Origin of the sequence: Pantoea nemavictus, from assembly GCF_037479095.1 — a bacterium.
Classification (GTDB): Bacteria; Pseudomonadota; Gammaproteobacteria; order Enterobacterales; family Enterobacteriaceae; genus Pantoea; species Pantoea nemavictus.
The window spans coordinates 2776479-2794606 of the sequence record NZ_JBBGZW010000001.1 but is presented as its reverse complement, the minus strand read 5'-3'; the positions used below and the strand labels follow the sequence as shown (position 1 = coordinate 2794606).

Annotated in this window: 18 protein-coding genes and 3 tRNA genes; 9 read left to right on the top strand and 12 right to left on the bottom strand. The window is 55.4% G+C overall.

Annotated features, from left to right (window positions below):
- Positions 1 to 35 precede the first annotated feature (35 nt).
- The 3 genes from nadR to serB all read right to left on the bottom strand — a co-directional run bounded on the left by nadR (position 36) and on the right by serB (position 3744).
- The gene (gene nadR / locus WH298_RS12770; protein ID WP_007886868.1) at positions 36 to 1262 is read right to left on the bottom strand and encodes a multifunctional transcriptional regulator/nicotinamide-nucleotide adenylyltransferase/ribosylnicotinamide kinase NadR; all 1227 of its coding nucleotides are present in this window, start codon (positions 1260 to 1262) and stop codon (positions 36 to 38) included.
- 105 nt (positions 1263 to 1367) lie between these two features.
- Entirely contained in the window at positions 1368 to 2753 is a 1386-nt protein-coding gene (gene radA, locus WH298_RS12765; protein WP_180823019.1) for a DNA repair protein RadA, read from the bottom strand.
- 13 nt (positions 2754 to 2766) lie between these two features.
- Positions 2767 to 3744 (bottom strand): phosphoserine phosphatase, encoded by a 978-nt coding sequence (serB, locus tag WH298_RS12760; RefSeq protein ID WP_007886866.1) that lies wholly within the window; start codon positions 3742 to 3744, stop codon positions 2767 to 2769.
- A 107-nt stretch (positions 3745 to 3851) separates the two neighbouring features.
- Here serB and WH298_RS12755 point away from each other — a divergent pair, with 107 nt between their 5' ends.
- The gene (locus tag WH298_RS12755; RefSeq protein ID WP_180823018.1) at positions 3852 to 4526 is read left to right on the top strand and encodes a YtjB family periplasmic protein; all 675 of its coding nucleotides are present in this window, start codon (positions 3852 to 3854) and stop codon (positions 4524 to 4526) included.
- 137 nt (positions 4527 to 4663) lie between these two features.
- Here WH298_RS12755 and yjjG read toward each other — a convergent pair whose 3' ends face one another.
- The 3 genes from yjjG to WH298_RS12740 are packed head-to-tail and all read right to left on the bottom strand — an operon-like array spanning position 4664 to position 6178.
- Complete coding sequence (yjjG, locus tag WH298_RS12750; RefSeq protein ID WP_180823017.1) at positions 4664 to 5347, bottom strand: pyrimidine 5'-nucleotidase; 684 nt, start codon at positions 5345 to 5347, stop codon at positions 4664 to 4666.
- Between the two features lie 8 nt (positions 5348 to 5355).
- Positions 5356 to 5796 (bottom strand): ribosomal protein S18-alanine N-acetyltransferase, encoded by a 441-nt coding sequence (gene rimI, locus WH298_RS12745; protein WP_007886855.1) that lies wholly within the window; start codon positions 5794 to 5796, stop codon positions 5356 to 5358.
- Complete coding sequence (locus tag WH298_RS12740) at positions 5768 to 6178, bottom strand: DNA polymerase III subunit psi (RefSeq protein WP_180823016.1); 411 nt, start codon at positions 6176 to 6178, stop codon at positions 5768 to 5770. The genes rimI and WH298_RS12740 overlap by 29 nt, the downstream gene beginning before the upstream one ends.
- A 232-nt stretch (positions 6179 to 6410) precedes the next feature.
- Between WH298_RS12740 and rsmC the strand changes: the two genes are divergently transcribed.
- The 4 genes from rsmC (at position 6411) to WH298_RS12720 (ending at position 7910) form a co-directional block, all read left to right on the top strand.
- Complete coding sequence (gene rsmC / locus WH298_RS12735) at positions 6411 to 7442, top strand: 16S rRNA (guanine(1207)-N(2))-methyltransferase RsmC (protein ID WP_007886850.1); 1032 nt, start codon at positions 6411 to 6413, stop codon at positions 7440 to 7442.
- Between the two features lie 142 nt (positions 7443 to 7584).
- Positions 7585 to 7671: transfer RNA gene (locus WH298_RS12730), tRNA-Leu, on the top strand.
- Positions 7672 to 7707: 36 nt separating this feature from the next.
- Positions 7708 to 7794: transfer RNA gene (locus WH298_RS12725), tRNA-Leu, on the top strand.
- 29 nt (positions 7795 to 7823) lie between these two features.
- Positions 7824 to 7910 (top strand) — tRNA-Leu (locus WH298_RS12720).
- 93 nt (positions 7911 to 8003) lie between these two features.
- Here WH298_RS12720 and WH298_RS12715 read toward each other — a convergent pair.
- The gene (locus WH298_RS12715) at positions 8004 to 8288 is read right to left on the bottom strand and encodes a DUF1435 domain-containing protein (protein ID WP_007886848.1); all 285 of its coding nucleotides are present in this window, start codon (positions 8286 to 8288) and stop codon (positions 8004 to 8006) included.
- A 222-nt stretch (positions 8289 to 8510) separates the two neighbouring features.
- On the opposite strand from WH298_RS12715, the gene WH298_RS12710 reads away from it, so the two are divergent.
- From WH298_RS12710 to WH298_RS12700, 3 genes are all read left to right on the top strand, one after another.
- The gene (locus WH298_RS12710) at positions 8511 to 9605 is read left to right on the top strand and encodes a GGDEF domain-containing protein (RefSeq protein ID WP_180823015.1); all 1095 of its coding nucleotides are present in this window, start codon (positions 8511 to 8513) and stop codon (positions 9603 to 9605) included.
- Positions 9606 to 9695: 90 nt separating this feature from the next.
- On the top strand, positions 9696 to 10490 hold the full coding sequence (gene fhuF / locus WH298_RS12705) for a siderophore-iron reductase FhuF (protein ID WP_180823014.1): 795 nt from the start codon (positions 9696 to 9698) through the stop codon (positions 10488 to 10490).
- A 95-nt stretch (positions 10491 to 10585) separates the two neighbouring features.
- On the top strand, positions 10586 to 11050 hold the full coding sequence (locus WH298_RS12700; protein ID WP_049851406.1) for a YbaK/EbsC family protein: 465 nt from the start codon (positions 10586 to 10588) through the stop codon (positions 11048 to 11050).
- Here the strand turns inward: WH298_RS12700 and WH298_RS12695 are convergent.
- The 4 genes from WH298_RS12695 to WH298_RS12680 all read right to left on the bottom strand — a co-directional run bounded on the left by WH298_RS12695 (position 11047) and on the right by WH298_RS12680 (position 16007).
- Positions 11047 to 12267 carry an MFS transporter gene (locus WH298_RS12695; protein ID WP_007886826.1) on the bottom strand — a complete coding sequence of 407 codons (1221 nt, stop codon included), beginning with the start codon at positions 12265 to 12267 and terminating at the stop codon, positions 11047 to 11049. The genes WH298_RS12700 and WH298_RS12695 overlap by 4 nt on opposite strands.
- A 252-nt stretch (positions 12268 to 12519) precedes the next feature.
- Positions 12520 to 13503 carry a nucleoside hydrolase gene (locus WH298_RS12690; protein ID WP_049851404.1) on the bottom strand — a complete coding sequence of 328 codons (984 nt, stop codon included), beginning with the start codon at positions 13501 to 13503 and terminating at the stop codon, positions 12520 to 12522.
- Between the two features lie 12 nt (positions 13504 to 13515).
- Positions 13516 to 14538, bottom strand: coding sequence for a LacI family DNA-binding transcriptional regulator (locus WH298_RS12685; RefSeq protein ID WP_180823013.1), 1023 nt, complete (start codon positions 14536 to 14538; stop codon positions 13516 to 13518).
- 74 nt (positions 14539 to 14612) lie between these two features.
- Positions 14613 to 16007, bottom strand: a complete 1395-nt coding sequence (locus tag WH298_RS12680) for an MFS transporter (RefSeq protein ID WP_007886822.1) — start codon at positions 16005 to 16007, stop codon at positions 14613 to 14615.
- Positions 16008 to 16591: 584 nt separating this feature from the next.
- Between WH298_RS12680 and WH298_RS12675 the strand changes: the two genes are divergently transcribed.
- Positions 16592 to 17146 carry a histidine phosphatase family protein gene (locus tag WH298_RS12675; protein ID WP_180823012.1) on the top strand — a complete coding sequence of 185 codons (555 nt, stop codon included), beginning with the start codon at positions 16592 to 16594 and terminating at the stop codon, positions 17144 to 17146.
- On the opposite strand, the gene WH298_RS12670 is transcribed toward WH298_RS12675, so the two are convergent.
- Positions 17143 to 18102 carry a YncE family protein gene (locus tag WH298_RS12670; protein WP_180823011.1) on the bottom strand — a complete coding sequence of 320 codons (960 nt, stop codon included), beginning with the start codon at positions 18100 to 18102 and terminating at the stop codon, positions 17143 to 17145. The genes WH298_RS12675 and WH298_RS12670 overlap by 4 nt on opposite strands.
- Positions 18103 to 18128 lie beyond the last annotated feature (26 nt).

The window sequence follows — 18128 nt, the reverse complement described above, 5'->3', positions numbered from 1 at the left end:
AAAAGGCGCCGACTGGCGCCTTTTTTATTGCTGAATTAGCTGCCTAACATCTGCTTTACTAACTCCACACAGCGCAGGAATCGCGCATCGTAGTCATCCTCTTTAACGTGGACAAACTCGATATTATTTTCGCGTAGCATGGTGACCAGCATGGTCTGGAATTCACGGCGATCCATTGAGCTGCCGAGGCTGCGTAAACCATCCGCCACCCACGGCACGTTATTCTCCAGCAGAATCACCAGATCGAAACGGTACTCATCAATTAACGCCTGCACAAACGGATGCTCGCGCCCTTCATACTTAAGGCAAAATGCCTGCGTGGTAATGAAATCGGTATCGATAAAGGCGACTTTGCTGGCGTATTTCACCGCGAAATCGATGTACTGCGCCTGTCCCAGCGCGATTTTGTCGTAGTCGGAATATTGCAGCGCCATCTCATCGCCGCCGAGGTGCGAGAAGACATAGTCGCGGCCATATTCCCACGCGCTGGTGGTATTGAAGATGTTGGCCAGCTTATTCACCAGCGTTGATTTACCGCTCGATTCACCGCCCAACACCGCTACGGTGCGCACGAAGAACGGCTTCACTTCGGTAGGAATATATTCCCAGTAGCGGAACGGATCCTGACGAATCTGGCCGCCGCTGATGTTCATAAACGATCGGTTGGGATCGACAACCACCGCCGGAATGCCGAGGTGCTGCTCATACATCGCGGCATCAGGCTCTTCACTGGTGTAAACACAATTCGGCTCAATGCCCTGCTCAGCCAGAAACGTTTTAACGCCGCCGCTCCACACATCCCAGCCGTGCGGATAAGGTTCGATGCCCTCTTCGTTGAATGAGTGAATACGGATATTTTTCTGGTATTTGAAGGTTTGCAGCAGCCAGCGTAAACGATCGCTGATGGTCGGCTGCTGCGACATGGCGCTGTTTTCAAACAGTTCACGATCGCGCGGATCGTCGTGACCCATGATGATGTGCAGTTCATCCACCTGGCTGCAGGCGCGTTGGATCAAATAGATGTGACCGGTGTGCAGCGGATAAAATTTACCGAACACCACGCCAACGGTTTTGTCACGGCGCGGAAATTCCAGGCCCAGAAAACGGTGCAACGCTTCCAGCTTCTGCGCACTGGGGCTTTTAATTTTGGCGTTGAGCAGCTGGCTTAAGTAGCCTTTGGTCATTCCGCTGGCGTCGGCAACCTGCTGCAGCGTGTGGCCTTGCTGGCGAATGGCTGTTTTCAGGTAGTCAAACGATGACATTTAGTGCCTCCTGCGTGGAATAAAGGGCGGTGCGGCCTTTAAGACGGTGCGCATAAATGCGCACCCTACGAACGTAGGGTCGGCATTTATGCCGACCGGGGAAAATTACAGCTCATCCAGAATCGCCAGCGCATTCGCCAGCTTCTTCGCGCTATACACCTTCATCCCTTCTACTGGCTTCTTCGGTGCATTGCCGGCCGGGACGATAGCGCGCTTAAAGCCGTGCTTCGCCGCTTCGGAAATACGCTCCTGACCACTCGGCACCGGACGAATTTCGCCCGCGAGCCCCACTTCGCCAAAGATAACCAGATCCTGCGGCAGCGGACGATCGCGGAAGCTCGAGACCATCGCCATCAGCAGCGCCAAATCGACGCTGGTTTCGGTGACTTTCACCCCGCCAACCACGTTGACGAACACGTCCTGATCCGCCATCTGCAAACCACCGTGGCGATGCAGCACCGCGAGTAAGATTGCCAGGCGATTCTGCTCCAGACCTACCGCTACGCGGCGCGGATTACCCATCATTGAGTGATCGACCAGCGCCTGAATCTCCACCAGCAGCGGACGCGTTCCTTCCCACAACACCATCACCGAACTGCCCGAGGTGATCTCATCACCGCGTGACAGGAAGATAGCCGACGGATTGCTCACTTCGCGCATGCCCTGCTCGGTCATGGCGAACACGCCGAGCTCATTCACCGCACCGAAGCGGTTTTTGTGGCTGCGCAAGGTGCGGAAACGCGAATCGGCATCACCATCCAGCATCACCGAACAGTCGATACAGTGTTCCAGTACTTTCGGACCGGCCAGCGAGCCATCTTTGGTGACATGGCCGACCATAATGATCGCCACGCCGCGCGTCTTGGCGAAGCGCGTTAGGTACGCGGCGGTTTCACGCACCTGCGCCACGCTGCCCGGCGACGACTGGATCTCCGCCATGTGCATCACCTGGATTGAGTCGATCACCATCAGTTTCGGCTGCTCCTGCTCGGCGATCAGGCAGATCTGCTCAATGCTGGTTTCCGACAACATATTCAGATTTTCGGTCGGCAATCCCAGACGATGGGCGCGCATCGCCACCTGTTGCAGCGACTCTTCGCCAGTGACGTACAGGGTTTTCATCCCTTCCGCCAGCTTACACATCACCTGCAGCAGCAGCGTCGATTTACCGGCACCCGGATTACCGCCAATCAAGATGGCGCTGCCCGGCACCACGCCGCCGCCCAGTACGCGGTCGAACTCTTTGAAACTGGTAGAGAAACGTGGCAGCGCTTCAAGACTGATCTCCGACAGCTTCTGCACGCGGCTAACGCCCGCGTTGCCGCCGGCATAACCGCTCAGACGCTCGTTACGCGCTGCCGCAGGCGAGGCGGCAATGCGCACCTCGGTGATGGTGTTCCATGCGTGGCAGGCGCTACATTGCCCCTGCCAGCGTGGATAATCAGCGCCGCATTCGTTACAAACGAAGGCGCGTTTTGCCGCTTTGGCCAAATCAAATCCTCAGTTAACGCTCTTCGTGAATCAGGCTGCCGGTCAGGATGCAGAACACCCCCATCAGGTCAGCATGGCGGATGATGATTTCCGTCTGCTCATTCACTTTAGGTTTAGCATGGTAGGCGATACCCAGCGCCGCGGTTTTAATCATCGGCAAATCGTTAGCACCATCGCCAATCGCCACGGTTTGTTCCGGGGCGATGTCAAAGCGTTGGGCCAAATCATTCAGGGTATCGGCTTTAAATTGGGCATCGACAATCTGTCCCAGCACCTGGCCGGTCAGCTTGCCGTCGCGAATTTCCAGCTCATTAGCGACTGCTGCTGCCAGATGCAGCGTCTGGCGCAAATAGTCGGCGTAGAAGGTGAAGCCACCCGAGGCGATCGCTACCTGCCAGCCCAGCGCCTGCAGTTTCTGCACCAGCGTGGTTAAGCCTGGCATCAGCGGCAGCGCATCGCGCACCTGCATCAGAATATTGGCATCGGCGCCCGCTAAGGTGCCCACGCGCTCGCGCAGGCTGGCTTTGAAATCCAGCTCGCCGCGCATCGCGCGTTCGGTGACTTCCGCCACCTGCTCGCCGCAGCCCGCCAGTTTGGCGATCTCATCAATGCACTCAATCTGGATGGCGGTAGAATCCATGTCCATCACCAGTAAACCTGGCGTTTTCAGATGCGGAATTTTGCCGAGCGGTGCCACATCGAAACCGGCTTCATGCGCCAGTTTACTAGCACGCGGCGTCAGCGAACCGGCTAACCGTACCACCTGATACTCATCGACATTCCAGGCGCTGACGATCACCATCGCCGCACCGAGCTTATGCTGGTAATCGGTCAGTTTTTGTTTATCGAGTCCGCGCCCATACAGCAGCCAGCCAGTCCGACCAGCACGGTAATCCAGCGGCATGACTTCATCACCGCTGAGGGAAAGGGGTAAACCCGGCCAAAGTGAGACATCGGCGGGCAGATCGCACCAGGTAAGACGATTTGGCATTACAGCTCCTGTAGGGACAACAAAACCACGCAAGAGGCTACCTTGTCTGCGCGGGTTCTGGCAACATAATTGCCAGCCTTTCTGCTGTTACATCACACGGGTTTCTGATGGTCAAAACCGCACTGAAATTTCGCCTGCATCGCACGGTGATTGTTCTTATCTCGCTGGCTCTGTTAGTGGTGCTGATGCAAGGCGCGTCCTGGTTTAGCCTCGGCCATCAAATGGCCCGCTCTGAACAAGTGGAAGAGCTGGCGCGCACCCTGACCAAACAGGTGGCGTTTAGCCTCAAACCGCTGATGGATAACAGCGACGATAACCGCACGCAGATTGCCGCGATCCTCAACCAAATGACCGACAACAGCCGCATTCTTGATGCCTCGGTTTACGCCGATGATGGCAGCCTGGTGGCGCACAGCGGTGAGGGCATTAACGTACGCGATCGCCTGTCGCTGGATGGCAAACGCGCTGGCAGCTACTTTAATCATCAAATTGTGCAACCGCTGGAAGGCAAAGATGGCCCGCAAGGTTTTCTGCGTGTGACGCTGGATACTCACGTACTGGTGACGGAATCACGCCAGGTGGATAACACCACTAACATCCTGCGTCTGATGATGTTACTGGCGCTGGCCATCGGCATTATCCTGACGCGAACCCTGTTGCGCGACCGCCGCACCCGCTGGCAGCAATCGCCGTTCCTGCTGACGGCGAGCCGCACGGTGAAAGAGGATAAAGAGAAAGAGGAAGAAGAAGCGGCGGCATCAGAGACAGAAAAAGGACGTTAACAACATCGGCGGTGTTACCTCATCTGCACGCTTCATGAATAGATTCGTGAATAGATAGTTGAATAGATTTTTTGCACAAAAAAGCCCGCACAGCGGGATTCTTAGCATCATCATGAGGTTACCGATGAATAGATACTTTAACCTTCAGTAATTATTGCTTCCAGCTCGGCCAGCGTTTTTACCTGCCAGGTTGGCGTGATCTGTTCTGGTAACGGACGCGTGCCGTGATCGATCCAGCAGGTCTTCAGGCCAGCATTCATGCCGCCGAGAATGTCCGATTCCGGCGTATCGCCTACCATCAGTACGCGGCTACGATCCGGGTTACCGAGCAAGGCCAGGGTATGATCAAAAATCGCCACGTCCGGTTTCGGCACGCCGACTTGCTCAGAAATCACCAGCGCATCGAAAACATCGCGGAATCCCGTGCGTTCCAGGCGCGCCTGCTGCAGCGCGGTGAACCCGTTGGTGATGATGGCAATCTTCACTTTGCCCTTCAGCGTCGCCAGCAGATGTGCAGCGCCCTCCAGCGGCAGGCAGATCTCGGCCATCGCACTGAGAAAATCGCTGTTGAGCACTTCCGGTGCCACGCTAAGTTTTTCGCCCCACAAGGTGAAGCGACGCGTTTGCAGCTGCAGCGCCGAAATGGTGCCGTTCTGATAATCCACCCACAGCGGTTTGTTGATCGCCTGATAATCGCTGTAATCCTGCGCGCTGAACTGCACGTCATATTGCGCGAACATACGCTGCAAACCGGCATAAGCATCAAAATGGAAAAGCGTGTCGTCTGCATCAAACAGGATGCAGTCCCAATCGTTTAGCATAGTGCTCCTTAAAGCGTTAGCGCCATAATGATGGCATCTTCTCGTCCGCTGGCAGTGGGATAATAGTTAGGGCGTACGCTGACTTCGTGGAAATCCAACTGCTCATACAGGGCAATCGCCGCCGTATTTGAGGCGCGCACTTCCAGCCACAGCGTCATCACGTCGCGCTGCTCGAGCTCAGCAATCAGATGCTGCAACAGCTGGCGTGCATAGCCGCGACGCTGGAAGTCAGGATCTACCGCAATGTTGAACAGCGATGCTTCATCCAGCACAACTTGGGTGATGGCGAATCCGGCCAGCTTACCGTCGGATTCAATACGGTAATTCACAAAACGTTCGCCTTGATTGCTGGCAAACGTCTGTTCGCTCCACGGAAAGGCATGCGCGCGGCGCTCAATCGCCAGCAGCTGCGGCTGGTCTTCAGGGGTGACTAAAGAGATGGCTGTCATGTTTACACATCTGTTGCCACAGGGCGCGTTTTGCCGCGCCGCTGCTGATCAGTTCATTGAAAACGGCGGTGGTGAAAGTTATGCCGTTAAAGGGATGTTCGCTCTCGACGCCCAGCAGCCAGCCGGCGCAGTCAACCTGCTCCGGCAGCATTTGTAGCTGCTCTGGCGTCAACGCCATCACCTGCGCAGGTTGGATATTCAGCGCGCGCAGCACGTCGCGAATCAGCGGTTCTTGCAGCGTTGGCGCCTGTTCGGCCACCAAGACTAAACGCGTGTCGGGTAAAAGCGTGACGGCAATCTCCCCTTGCAGCACGCGCGGACGCCGCAGCTGATACTGCGTGATCCCCATTTGCTGTAGAAGCCAGTCGCGCCTTGTGCTCATGCTAATACCCGTTATGCTGCCAGAATGCGACGCTATGCTAGCAAACCCATCGAACATGCGCCAACAAAGCACCATACACAAAATAATTCGAGTTTCAGGAAGGCGGCAAACGAGTGAGGCCCGATGAGCTTACTTCAGGTAAGTGATTCGGGTGAGCGAGAGCAGCTAACGCACCTGTAACTTGAAGTATGACGTGTATATAATCGCCGCTCTGATTTAACAGGAGTGCTCCATGTCTGCTTTTACCCCGGCCAGCGAAGTGATTCTGCGCCACAGTGATGAATTTACCGCCCGCAACGTGTTGTTCGCTGGCGACCTGCAGGATGACCTGCCCGCCCAGCTAGAAACCGCGTCAAGCCGCGTGCATACCCAGCAATATCATCACTGGCAGAACCTTAGCCATCGCCTCGGTGAACGTGCGGTTTACAGCATGGTTGCCACGGCTGCAGATGTTGAAGGCTGCGATACGCTGGTCTATTACTGGTCGAAAAACAAACCCGAAGCGCAGTTCCAGCTGCAGAACCTGCTGTCACTGCTGCCGGTTGGCTGCGATATCTTCGTGGTGGGTGAAAACCGCAGCGGCGTGCGCAGCGCCGAAGGCATGCTGGAGGCGTGGGCGACGCTGGAGAAAGTCGACAGCGCGCGCCGTTGTGGCCTGTATCACGGTCGTCTCGACAAGCAGCCAGGCTTTGACGCCAGCGGCTACGGTAATACTTATCAGCTCGACGACCTCACCATCCACACTTTACCAGGCGTGTTCAGCCGCGATGGTCTGGATATCGGCAGCGATCTGCTGCTCTCCACGCTGACGCCGCACTTCCGTGGCAAAGTGTTGGATATCGGCTGTGGCAGCGGCGTGCTGGCGACCGTGATGGCCAAAGTGTCGCCGCGCGTGCGGTTGTGGCTGTGTGATGTGCATGCCGCCGCCATTGAAGCCAGTAAAGCGACGCTGGCGGCGAACGAACTCGAAGGTGAAGTGTTTGCCAGCAACGTGTTCTCTGACGTGACCGGCCGTTTTGACATGATCATCTCCAACCCGCCGTTCCACGATGGTCTGCAAACCAGCCTGGAAGCAGCCAACACGCTGATTCGCGGTGCGCTTAAGCATCTAAACAGCGGTGGCGAACTGCGTATCGTGGCCAACGCCTTCCTGCCCTATCCGCAGATTCTGGATGAAACCTTCGGCAACCACGAAGTGCTGGCGCAAACCGGCCGCTTCAAAGTGTACCGTGCCGTGTATGGTCGCGGTGCCAAAACGCGTTAATCCGCGATAATACCAGCGCGACGGCAGAAACGTTGCTTTTTACAGCGATCGTTTTGTCGTCGCGAAATATGTGTTGACGCAATGAGTAAAATCTCTAAAATGCGCCTCCGTGGTTAGCAATACTTTAGAGTGTTGTTAGTTTGCGATGGTGGCGGAATTGGTAGACGCGCTAGCTTCAGGTGTTAGTGTTCTTACGGACGTGAGGGTTCAAGTCCCTCCCTTCGCACCAAACTAATAATCACACAGTTTATATCGTACGCACTGAGCGATGGTGGCGGAATTGGTAGACGCGCTAGCTTCAGGTGTTAGTGTTCTTACGGACGTGAGGGTTCAAGTCCCTCCCTTCGCACCAATGCGATGATATAGACAGACAACTAAGATGCGATGGTGGCGGAATTGGTAGACGCGCTAGCTTCAGGTGTTAGTGTTCTTACGGACGTGAGGGTTCAAGTCCCTCCCTTCGCACCAACAGTTGTCACTCCTTCCCGGCAGTAAATTCCCAAAAAGATTTTTCCAACGAACTTCACGCTCTTAGCGTGATGTTGTCGTTTCTGCGATTTATCAGATAACGTGGAAATTGACCGACACCGCCGCCAACCCGCCTGCCAGCGCCAGGCATGAAGGCAGTAACAAATAGTGACGCAGGCGATGGTGAAACAGCATTACCACGGTCAGCAGCAGCGCTACGATCATCACCACGCGCCATTGGCTGAAACTCGGTTCCCATAACGCGAAAACCGGCATCGCAGCGCAAGGTAGTAACACGCCCCACCCGCTGTCCAGACGTTTACCCATTATCCAGCTCACACCCCATAAGCCGCAGGCGGCCATCATCGCCATGATCATCGCGCAACCCTCAAATGATAAATATTCGTATTATCATATGATAATATTTCTCATCTTGCAGCGAATTTTTTATCACAAGCCATCCCGGATGACAGAATTACTGGAAAATGCTAAATTGCCGCCGATAACAATATCGCCAACACAACAATAACGTGCTCTCTATTCGGATATTATCTCTTCCGGGTAGCGCTTTGATATATCAGGGCTGTCACGAGAATAATAATGAAATTACAATCTTATGATGAGTTGAAACACAGTAAATATCGGCTGTCGCTGATGCTATTTTTGTTTCTCAATGTCGCCGTTTCGCTTTTTTGCCTGCTGCCGATTTTAGGCAGTGATAGTCCGGTGCGATCGCTGCCGGTGGCGCTGGTTGCGGGCTTCAGCAGCACGCTGCTGATTATTTGCTTAATGGCGCCAAAACAAAAATTACCGCTATTAAATCCTGTCGCTTTTATATTAGGGGCGCTGTGGGCATGGCATATTAACCACAGATATCATCTGGTCTTCTATTTTGATGGCAGCTTTCTCATTATCAGCTTGTTAAGCGTGTTCTTTATCAGCGCCATTGCCTTAAGTGATTATTTGATCGCATTTTGTTTACACATCACGCCACCGGTTTTAACCGTACTGTTATTGGATGATGGTCAGCATTTAATGATGATCTTATTCACGATTATGCTGCCGTTAATCGGTTTTTCACTGCACCATTTAATGCGTCGCCGCTTTGATACCTTTACCCGTCGTCTGGTGAGCCAGCTGTACGAGGAGAAAGAGAGTTTTAGCGACTTGAGCATGCTCGATCCGCTTACCGGTTTGTATAACCGCCGTGGGCTAAAAAATCGCCTCGATACCATTATGGAAAACCACGCGGGCAGCCACTTTGTGCTGCTGCTGGATATCGACCACTTCAAGGCTTACAACGACAATTACGGCCATGCGATGGGCGATCAGGCGCTGGCACGTGTCTCTGTGGCGATTCGCGATGCCGTGCGCTCGCGCGATGTCGTGACACGTTACGGAGGCGAAGAGTTTCTGGTGCTGATGACCAACGTCAACGCCTCAATTGCGATGAAGCTGGCGGAGCGGATTCGTCAGTACGTGGTGGATTTGGAAATTCCCCACCGCTTCAATGAGAAAGTCTCGACGCACGTCACCATCAGCGCCGGAATTGCGCCGATCTTTGCCGACGATTTTGACCAGGCGGTTGCCAACGCCGATCGCGCGCTGTATGTGGCGAAGAATCAAGGACGTAACACCATTCTGGCGTGGGAAGATTTGCCTGCGCTCTCGCAAGCGAGCTCCGATCTGACATAACGTTATATCTGGCCGGTGCAGAAAAGTTGTGCAACAAACCGGGAACGATTATCATTTGTCTCTCGATTCCCGTTATCACTCAGGACCGGCATGGCCATCATCACGCGTCAGGATCATCGCTTCAGCGAGCATCCACTGATCTTTATGCAGAGCGATCGCAGTTTAGCGAGTGCGCTGGAAGATCTGATGCGCGAGCAACGTAGCTATATGCTCGACAACCTTAAGCTTGGCCAACCGGCACCCACCGGAACGCTAACGCTTGCTGAGTGGTCAAATCCCATCAATTATCGTCGCCTGACGCAGCGCTACAGCGACTATCTCTATCGCGATCACCCCGATATGCCGCAGGAAGCCAAGCCGCTGCAGTCGCTGTGGGCACAATGGTATTTTGGTCTATTGCTGCCGCCGCTGATGCTGGCACTGCTGCAGGAGCCGCGCGCGCTGAACTGCGCACCGCATCTGATTCACGTTGAGTTTCATGAGAACGGTCATCCCTGCGCCTTCTGGTTGGATGTGCAGGAAGATGAAGACGCACGCTACCTCAGTGCGCAGCAGCGCATCGATCGTTTAATTCAGCAATGCTTGATCCCGGCGGTCAACGGCATGACGCAGCATGGCGACATCAACGCCAAACTCATCTGGAACAACATGGGCTTTTCGTTTTACTGGTTCCTCGGTGAGCTAAAAAACCAACTGCCTGAACACACGGTGTTACAGCTGGAGCAGGCGCTGTTTTTCACTAAATCCCTGCTGGATGGCAGCGATAACCCGCTGTATCGCACCATGATCCCACGCAATGGTGAAATGGAGCGGCGCAGTTGCTGCCAGCGCTACCGCATTCCAGACGTTGAACGCTGTGGTAACTGCACGTTAAAAGCGGTGTAGCGATCGCGCATTCTGTTACAGATTCTCCTTTTCTCCCGTTTACAGTTTTCCAGCCTTGTGGCAGTTTTTATGCTCTGTTTTTATCGGAGAAAAAAATGAGCCTGGAGTCGGTACGGCAATTCTTAGCCGAACATGCACCGGATATCGATATCATTGAGATGCCGGAAAGCACCGCCACCGTTGAGCTGGCCGCACGCGTTCATGGCGTTACGCCTGGGCAAATCGCCAAAACCTTATCGCTGAAAGTAAAGGATTCTATCGTGCTGATCGTGACGCGCGGCGATGCGCGTCTCGATAACCGCAAGCTAAAAGCCGCTCTCGGCGCGAAGGCGCGCATGTTAAGCGTGGATGAAGTGGTGAACTGGACCGGGCATCCGGTCGGCGGCGTCTGCCCGTTTGGGCTGGAAAATCCGCTGACCGTTTATTGCGATGTGTCGCTTCGCAGCTTCGACGAAGTGCTGCCGGCAGCGGGTTCGATTCACAGCGCGGTACGCATTGCGCCGCAGCGCATGGCAGAGCTCACTGCGGCAAAATGGGTCGACGTCTGCGAGGCGCTCTAATGCGATTCGCGCGCGGCAGCACCGGATATTTCGATGCCGCGCGTCTCCCGACCGAACGCCACAAACACGCAAATCAGCACCGCTACCGTCCCGGCGACAATCGCCATCCCCAGACCATAGTTACCGCCGTGCGCCTCGGCAATGCGTGACTGCAACGTCGCATTGACAGAGGCGAGCAAATTCCCCAGCTGATAAACAAAGCCCGGCAGCACCGCACGCGCGTTGGCAGGCACCAGTTCGGTGAGATAGGTCGGCACCACACCCCACGCGCCCTGCACCATAAACTGCATCAGAAACGCGCCGATGCCGATCATCCACGAACCGCTCGAGAAAGCCCACAGCGGCAGCACCGGTAGCGCAAGGAATGAAGCCAGAATAATGGCTTTCTTGCGACCAATACGTTCCGACAGCGCACCAAAGGTAATCCCACCCAGCATCGCCGCAATATTGTAGCTAATGGCGATAATGCTGACGGTGTGCGGATCAAACTGATGCTGCACCTTCAGGAAGGTAGGATAGAGATCCTGGGTGCCGTGACTGAAGAAGTTAAAGCAGGCCATCAGCAGCACCATGTAAATGCAGAGTTTCCAGTGCTGACGGATAATCGGCAGTAACGCGGTGCTCTCTTTGCGCTCGCGCGCCGCCAGCCATACTGGCGATTCCGGCACTTTGAAGTAGATGAACGGCAGCAGCAGAATCGGTAATGCGCCAATCAGGAACATCCCGCGCCAGCCAACCGTTTCGAAGAACAGACCGAAAATCACCGACGCCAGCAGGTAACCGCACGGATAACCCGCCTGGAAAATGCCTGACATCAAGCCGCGCGAACGATCGGGAATAGTTTCCAGCGCCAGCGACGACGCCACGCCCCAAATCCCACCCATCGCTATGCCGTAAATCACGCGGAAACCGAGGAAAGCCGCGAAGCTCGGAGACCACGCAGACAGCAGCTCAAACAGCGAGAACATCACAATATTGAGCATCAGAATGGGTCGGCGACCATACTTTTCGGCCAGACGACCAAACAGTAATGCACCGATCGGGCGAACCGCGAGGGTAAGCATGATGGCCAGTGAAACATCGGAGACGCTGGTGTGAAAATACTGGGCGAGATCGCTAAGTACAAACACCAGAATAAAGAAGTCGAACGCATCCAGCGTCCAGCTCGCGAAACTGGCAAAAGCCACGTTGCGCTGGGTCGCAGTCCAGTTGAACATGTTGGTATCCTGTCTGATTAGCTTCCGGATCGTTGGCCGGATTTATTGTAGAAGTTACCGCGCGAATAATTTCACGGGTTACTAATATGTTAACCATTTGTATATAGCATGTCAGAAAGGCGGGTTGTGGTGGGAATTGTCAGCGAGTGATTCGCGGTGTAAAAAAGCGTGTCATGTTGTAGAAGGGGACAGCCATAAAGGGCGCCCCTGGAACAGCGTAGGGTGCGTATTTATGCGCACCTGGAAAACGCTTCAGCGTTGCAATTGATTAAACGCCTTTTCAATCATCTCCAGCAGCAGCGAATTATTGACGGTTTGCATCACATGCACCAGCGCGCCGGTTTGCTCTGGCACGCCAATATCCAGACGCAGCGGCGCGCGATAACGCCAGCTTTTCCCGCGCGTTGCGCCAGGGCGCAGTTCAATATCCACGTAATAATCAACGCCGTCGGCCACGCGCTGATTGAGCAACCAGGCCACCACCAGCGCATCGTGAATCCAGCATCCCGGCAGGTGACGGGTACGAATCGAATAGTCGATCCACGGACGCAATGTCTCACGCACAAACTGCGGCAACGGGTGCGGATTAGCGGTGATGCGGGTGAGGTCCTGCTGGGTCATCAACGTTTGCGTCGTGGCATCCATCGGCACCAGCGTGATGGTGGCACCGCTGTGCAGCACCTGATGTGCCGCTTCCGGATCGAGGCCAAAATTGGTGTCTTTGATGTAATCATCGAGCGCGAACACGCCGCCCATGATGACAATTTCCGCCACCGATTCCGCCATTTGCGGGTAACGCTGTAGCGCCAGCGCCACGTTGGTTAGCGGGCCAATCGCCACCAGGGTAAATTCGCCGGGATTGTCACAAATCAGCTGTCCCATCACCCCAGCCGCATCATGTCCATCGGCTGGAATGCGCTGCGGCTGACGAACGCCGTGCCACAGTTCCCCGAGCTTTTCATCGGCAACATGGTCAAGACGCGCACGCCAGGGGGCTGGATCTTCACGCAATGCCTGCAAGGCGCCCTGCACCACCGGAATGTTAAGCCCCAGGCGCTGCAGCAGATCTTTTGCTACCTGCGCCCCAACCGCACTCGGCGTGTTACCCGTCACGGTAGTGACCAGCTCAAGCGACAGCGAAGGTGAGGCCAATGCTAACGCCAGCGCCAGACCATCATCGGTATTAGCGCCCGCAATGCCGTTTCCCGGATCACAATCAATAATTAGTCTTTTCATAATGTTATAGTTTTATTCTGCTTGAAAGAGCTGACAGCCACAGGACTCACCAATTTCTAACTGGTGAGGGAATTCCGCCAGCTTCGCGTCGCCATCCCAGTTTTTGAGCATGGCAATCGCACTACGCGCCATATCGCGCAGCGGCTGACGGACGGTGGTCAACGTAGGCACATGAAACGCCGACTGATCGGTACCGTTAAAACACACCAGCGCGACATCCTGCGGCACGCGCAGTCCATGTTCCGACAGCGCACGAATACAGCCAATCGCCTGGCCTTCATTACTGGTAAACAGCGCACGTGGCACGCGACCGCTTGCCACCATGCGCTGTGCGGCGTCATAACCGCCCTGCCGCGTGTAGTTCGCGGGGAAAATCATCGCCTCATCCGCCGGCAAACCCTGCTGCGCCAGCGCATCGCGCCAGCCCTGAATACGATCCTGCGCGTTTAGCATGTCCAGCGGGCCGCTGATCATGCCAACCTGCTGATAACCGTGACTGAGCAGATGCGCGGTGACCTGACACGCCGCTTCGCGTTCATTGACGCGCAGCATGTTGACGCCGGGACGCGGTTCAATACGATCCAGCATCACCAGTGGCGTACCGCTGGCCTGAATCACATCGATATAGGGATGACGATCAACGCTGTTATAAAACAGGCCATCAACCTGACGATTTAGCAGGCCCTGAATGATCTCCAGCTCGCGCTTGCGATCGTCACCTGCATCGCCCAATAGCATGACGTGGCCGTGATTCATCGACTCCTGCAACAGCATGTGCGCCATTGAGGCAACAAAGGGGTTACCAATGTTCGGCACCACTAAACCAAAGGTTTTGGTGCTGCCGGAAGCCAGCGCACGCGCCACCGCATTCGGGCGATAGCCGGTCTGTTTAATCGCCTCCAGCACGCGCTGCCGCGTGGCTTCTGCCACCGGGCGTGGACCGTTATTGATCACGTAACTGACCACCGCCACCGAGGTCCCGGCAACTTTTGCCACATCGGTGCGCGTCACATTTCCGGTTGGAGATTTCGCCATTCCTTTGCCCCTGCGTAAATGCCATTGGCCGGGAGCGCCGGCCAATGAGGTGATGTTTTACGCGATCCTGCTGGTCAAATTGCATCTTCCGGCAGATTGAGATCGCGTCCGCGCGTTTCCGGAGCCACAAAGGTGGTAAGGAAACCGATGCTGGCCATCGCAGTGAAATACACCGCAATCGGCCACCAGTGTCCGGTGAACGACAACAGCGCCGCCGCCACTAACGGTGCGGTGCCTCCAGAAAGGATAGACCCTAGCTCTTTGGCGACGGCCATCTTGGTATAACGACGTTTAACGCCAAACATCTCGACGCCCCACGCCGCCTGCACGCCAAAAATACCCAGCGATGCCAGCGCCATACCCACCACAATCACCGCGATAACAATGGTAGGATCGCGGCTATCCATCAGGCTAAAGGCCGGCCAGGCGTAGAACATCAGTAACAGGCAGAAGCAGCGATAGGTAATACGGCGGCCAAAACGATCCGACAGCCAACCCGCAAAAGGAATGATCAGGAAGCCCAGCAGCGAGGCGATAAATACCGCCGTGGTGGGGACCGATTTGTCGAGCATCAGCACTTTCGCCACGTAACCGACAATAAAGCCCTGCGCCAGATAAGAGGGGCCGTTCTCGCCAATACGTAATCCCACCATGGTCCAGAAGGCGCGGCTGCGCTGCCAGAAGCTGCGGGTGTCCACCTCTTCCTGCGCCTGTGCCAGCGTCGCGCTGCGCTCAGCCTGTAACTCTGCCTGCTGGCGTTCAAACACCGGCGTTTCGCGCAGATGGCGGCGGATCCACAATGCCACCACCGCAATCAGCACGCTGCTGAGGAACGGAATGCGCCAGCCCCACGCCAGCAAACTCTCTTTGTCCATCTGGATTACTGCCAGCCATACCAGCGAGGCGATGAGCGTGCCGCTGTTCGAACCCAGCGCAATCACCGATGACACCAGACCGCGACGCTCAACCGGCGCATATTCGCCTAGCATCACGGTACCGCCAGACAGCTCTGCGCCGGCGCCGAGCCCCTGCGTAAAGCGCAGCAGCACCAGACACGCCGGTGCCCACACGCCAATGCTGGCGTAGGAGGGAATCAGGCCAATTAATGTGGTAGAAGCGCCCATCAGAATGATGGTGGCGATCATCACCGTTTTGCGGCCTTTACGATCGCCGATCCAACCAAACAGCAACGCGCCAATCGGGCGGGCAATGAAGCCAACGGACCAGGTAGCAAAACTTGAGAGTAAGGCGATGGTTGGCGTGGCTTCGGGGAAGAAGACGTCACCAAAGATGATGCCCGCAGCGAGGCCATAAAGGGCAAAATCCGCATATTCCATCGCGGTGCCGAGCCAGCAGGAGAAGGTGGCGCGCCAGAAGTCTTTGCGGCCAGCAGTGGTTTCAAGCCGCGCATCGGCAGCAGAGGAGGCGTTGAGTGCGCTTTGTTGCGAAACGGAGTGATGTACCGTCATGACCATTTCCCTGAGAGAGGTAAAAACAGCAAACGCCCTTCCGTGGGTCAGTTCCCTTGCAACAAGCGGAACTCCCCGGTGGCGACGTTCAGTAGGCAAACCTGGATGAAAAATCAGTAATGAATTCCCTGGTGTTGGAATTCGCTTCTTCGCCTGTTTCCGTCGATGTAATTTTCATCGATCGCATTAGTGAGGCAAATGTAACTGGGTCATCTCAAGGCCAACTTCGTCTCTGGCACCGTGAGTTATCACTATGGAGATAGTCTATCTACGCGCGTAGATAAATCAAGCGATAATAGTGATATTTATTAATTAATCTTCACTATAACTCAGGGGTAAAAGACAAAAAAGGCATTAATTCATGACATTACATCTAATGCGCGTGAACAAAAAAATGTCAGTTGCCGCATGATTGACGATTATTGCTTACCATTTAGCGCAGAAGCCTGATTCTTCATCGCGCTGTTTTTCGCACACTTGAGTTAAGCTTTGATGACAGTCAGGCATTACTCTTAAAACCCACCGCCGGGTCACGATAAGCGCACCATCTGCATTACACTGGAGCAACGTCACTCAGAGGCCCTATGACCATTATTCTCATGCGACACGGTAAACCCGATCATCCGGTTAGCGGGCGCTTTACGGCGCGGGCGCTGGCCGACTGGTGTGAAGGATACGATCAGGCTGATATTTGCGACTCGCCGCCGCCGCGCAGTCAGACGATTGCGCGCCAGGCCAGCGTGATTGCCACCAGCCCGCTGCCGCGCGCGCGATCGTCGCTAACGCGCCTTGGTTTGCAGCCGCACGCGGTGGATGAGGTATTTAGCGAAGTCGCGATGCCTACGCTGCCGTTTGAGCGCCTTCACCTGCCGCTAACCGTCTGGCTGTCCCTGTTGCGTCTGCTGTGGCTTTGCGGCTATGCCGGGCACGTGGAGTCGGTGCAACATGCGCGCGAACGCGCTCGGCTGACCGCGGATAAACTGGTCTCGCTGTCGCAGCAAGGCACAGTGTTGCTGGTGGGACACGGCATCATGAACAAACTGATTGCACGCGAGTTGCGTAAGCGCGGCTGGCAAGCAGAAAAACATGCCAGCAGCCGCCACTGGAGCAGTGCGATTTATCATCGCCCCTTTATTTAACCCGAAAGGTTAAGCTGGAAGTAGCTCAACACTTCACAACCGGTGCCGGCCTGCGGCGTGGCAATCACCTTCATCTGCTGCAGATCAATCAGGCTGAGCGAACCGTCGCCCTCGTTAGCAATCAGCAAGCTGCGATTGTCTTCACTGAAGCAGCCATCCATCGGTTTATTGCCAACACGAATATCGCCTAACGGATTGAGTAAATCGTCAAACAGCGTCACTACCGGCTCCTGATCGCCAATCGCCACCAGTCGTTCGCCATTGGCGCTAAAGCGCACCACCTGACACGGTTGTTGATGCCCAGGTAACGTCAGGCGCTGACGGATGCGATGACTTTGCCGATCGACGACATACAGCAGCGGCGCATCCGCGGCACTCGCCACCAGATAGGGATGTTTCGGTGAGGCAGCAATCCCTGAGATCGGTCCTGGCATCAGAATGTTATCGATAATGCGCCCTTCAGCCTCGCACAGATCCACCACGGTAATGCTGGCATCCTCTTCGTTCTCGGTAAACAGTTTGCGGCCGCTAGGCGATAGCGTCAGCCGGTGCGCATTGTGCGACGGCAGCTGAATGGTTTTTTCCAGTCGATCGCTGACCGGATCAATCACCGCGACCACCGCGCTGTTTTCACAGCAGAGATAGACTTTGCCGTCACGTCCCAGTTGGCCGCTGTGCGGCGCTTTTAACGGCGACAAATCAATAAAGCCACTGATCTGACGCAAACGCAGATCGATGATCGCCACTTTGTGACCCGGATGCGGGTTGTCGCCGTGAATGCCATCGCCGTAGATCGGCACATACGCTTTCTCCAGCTGTGGCAGCATCAGTAACTCATACGGCTGCGGGGGAAAAGCATTTAACTCTTGCTCAACGGCAAAGGTTTCGGGATTGAGAAACAGCACGCGATTGCCCTGCTTATCGACCGCCAGTAGGCCACGGTTGTGTCGCTGCATAGTGTCTCCTTTGGTTAATCACCTCC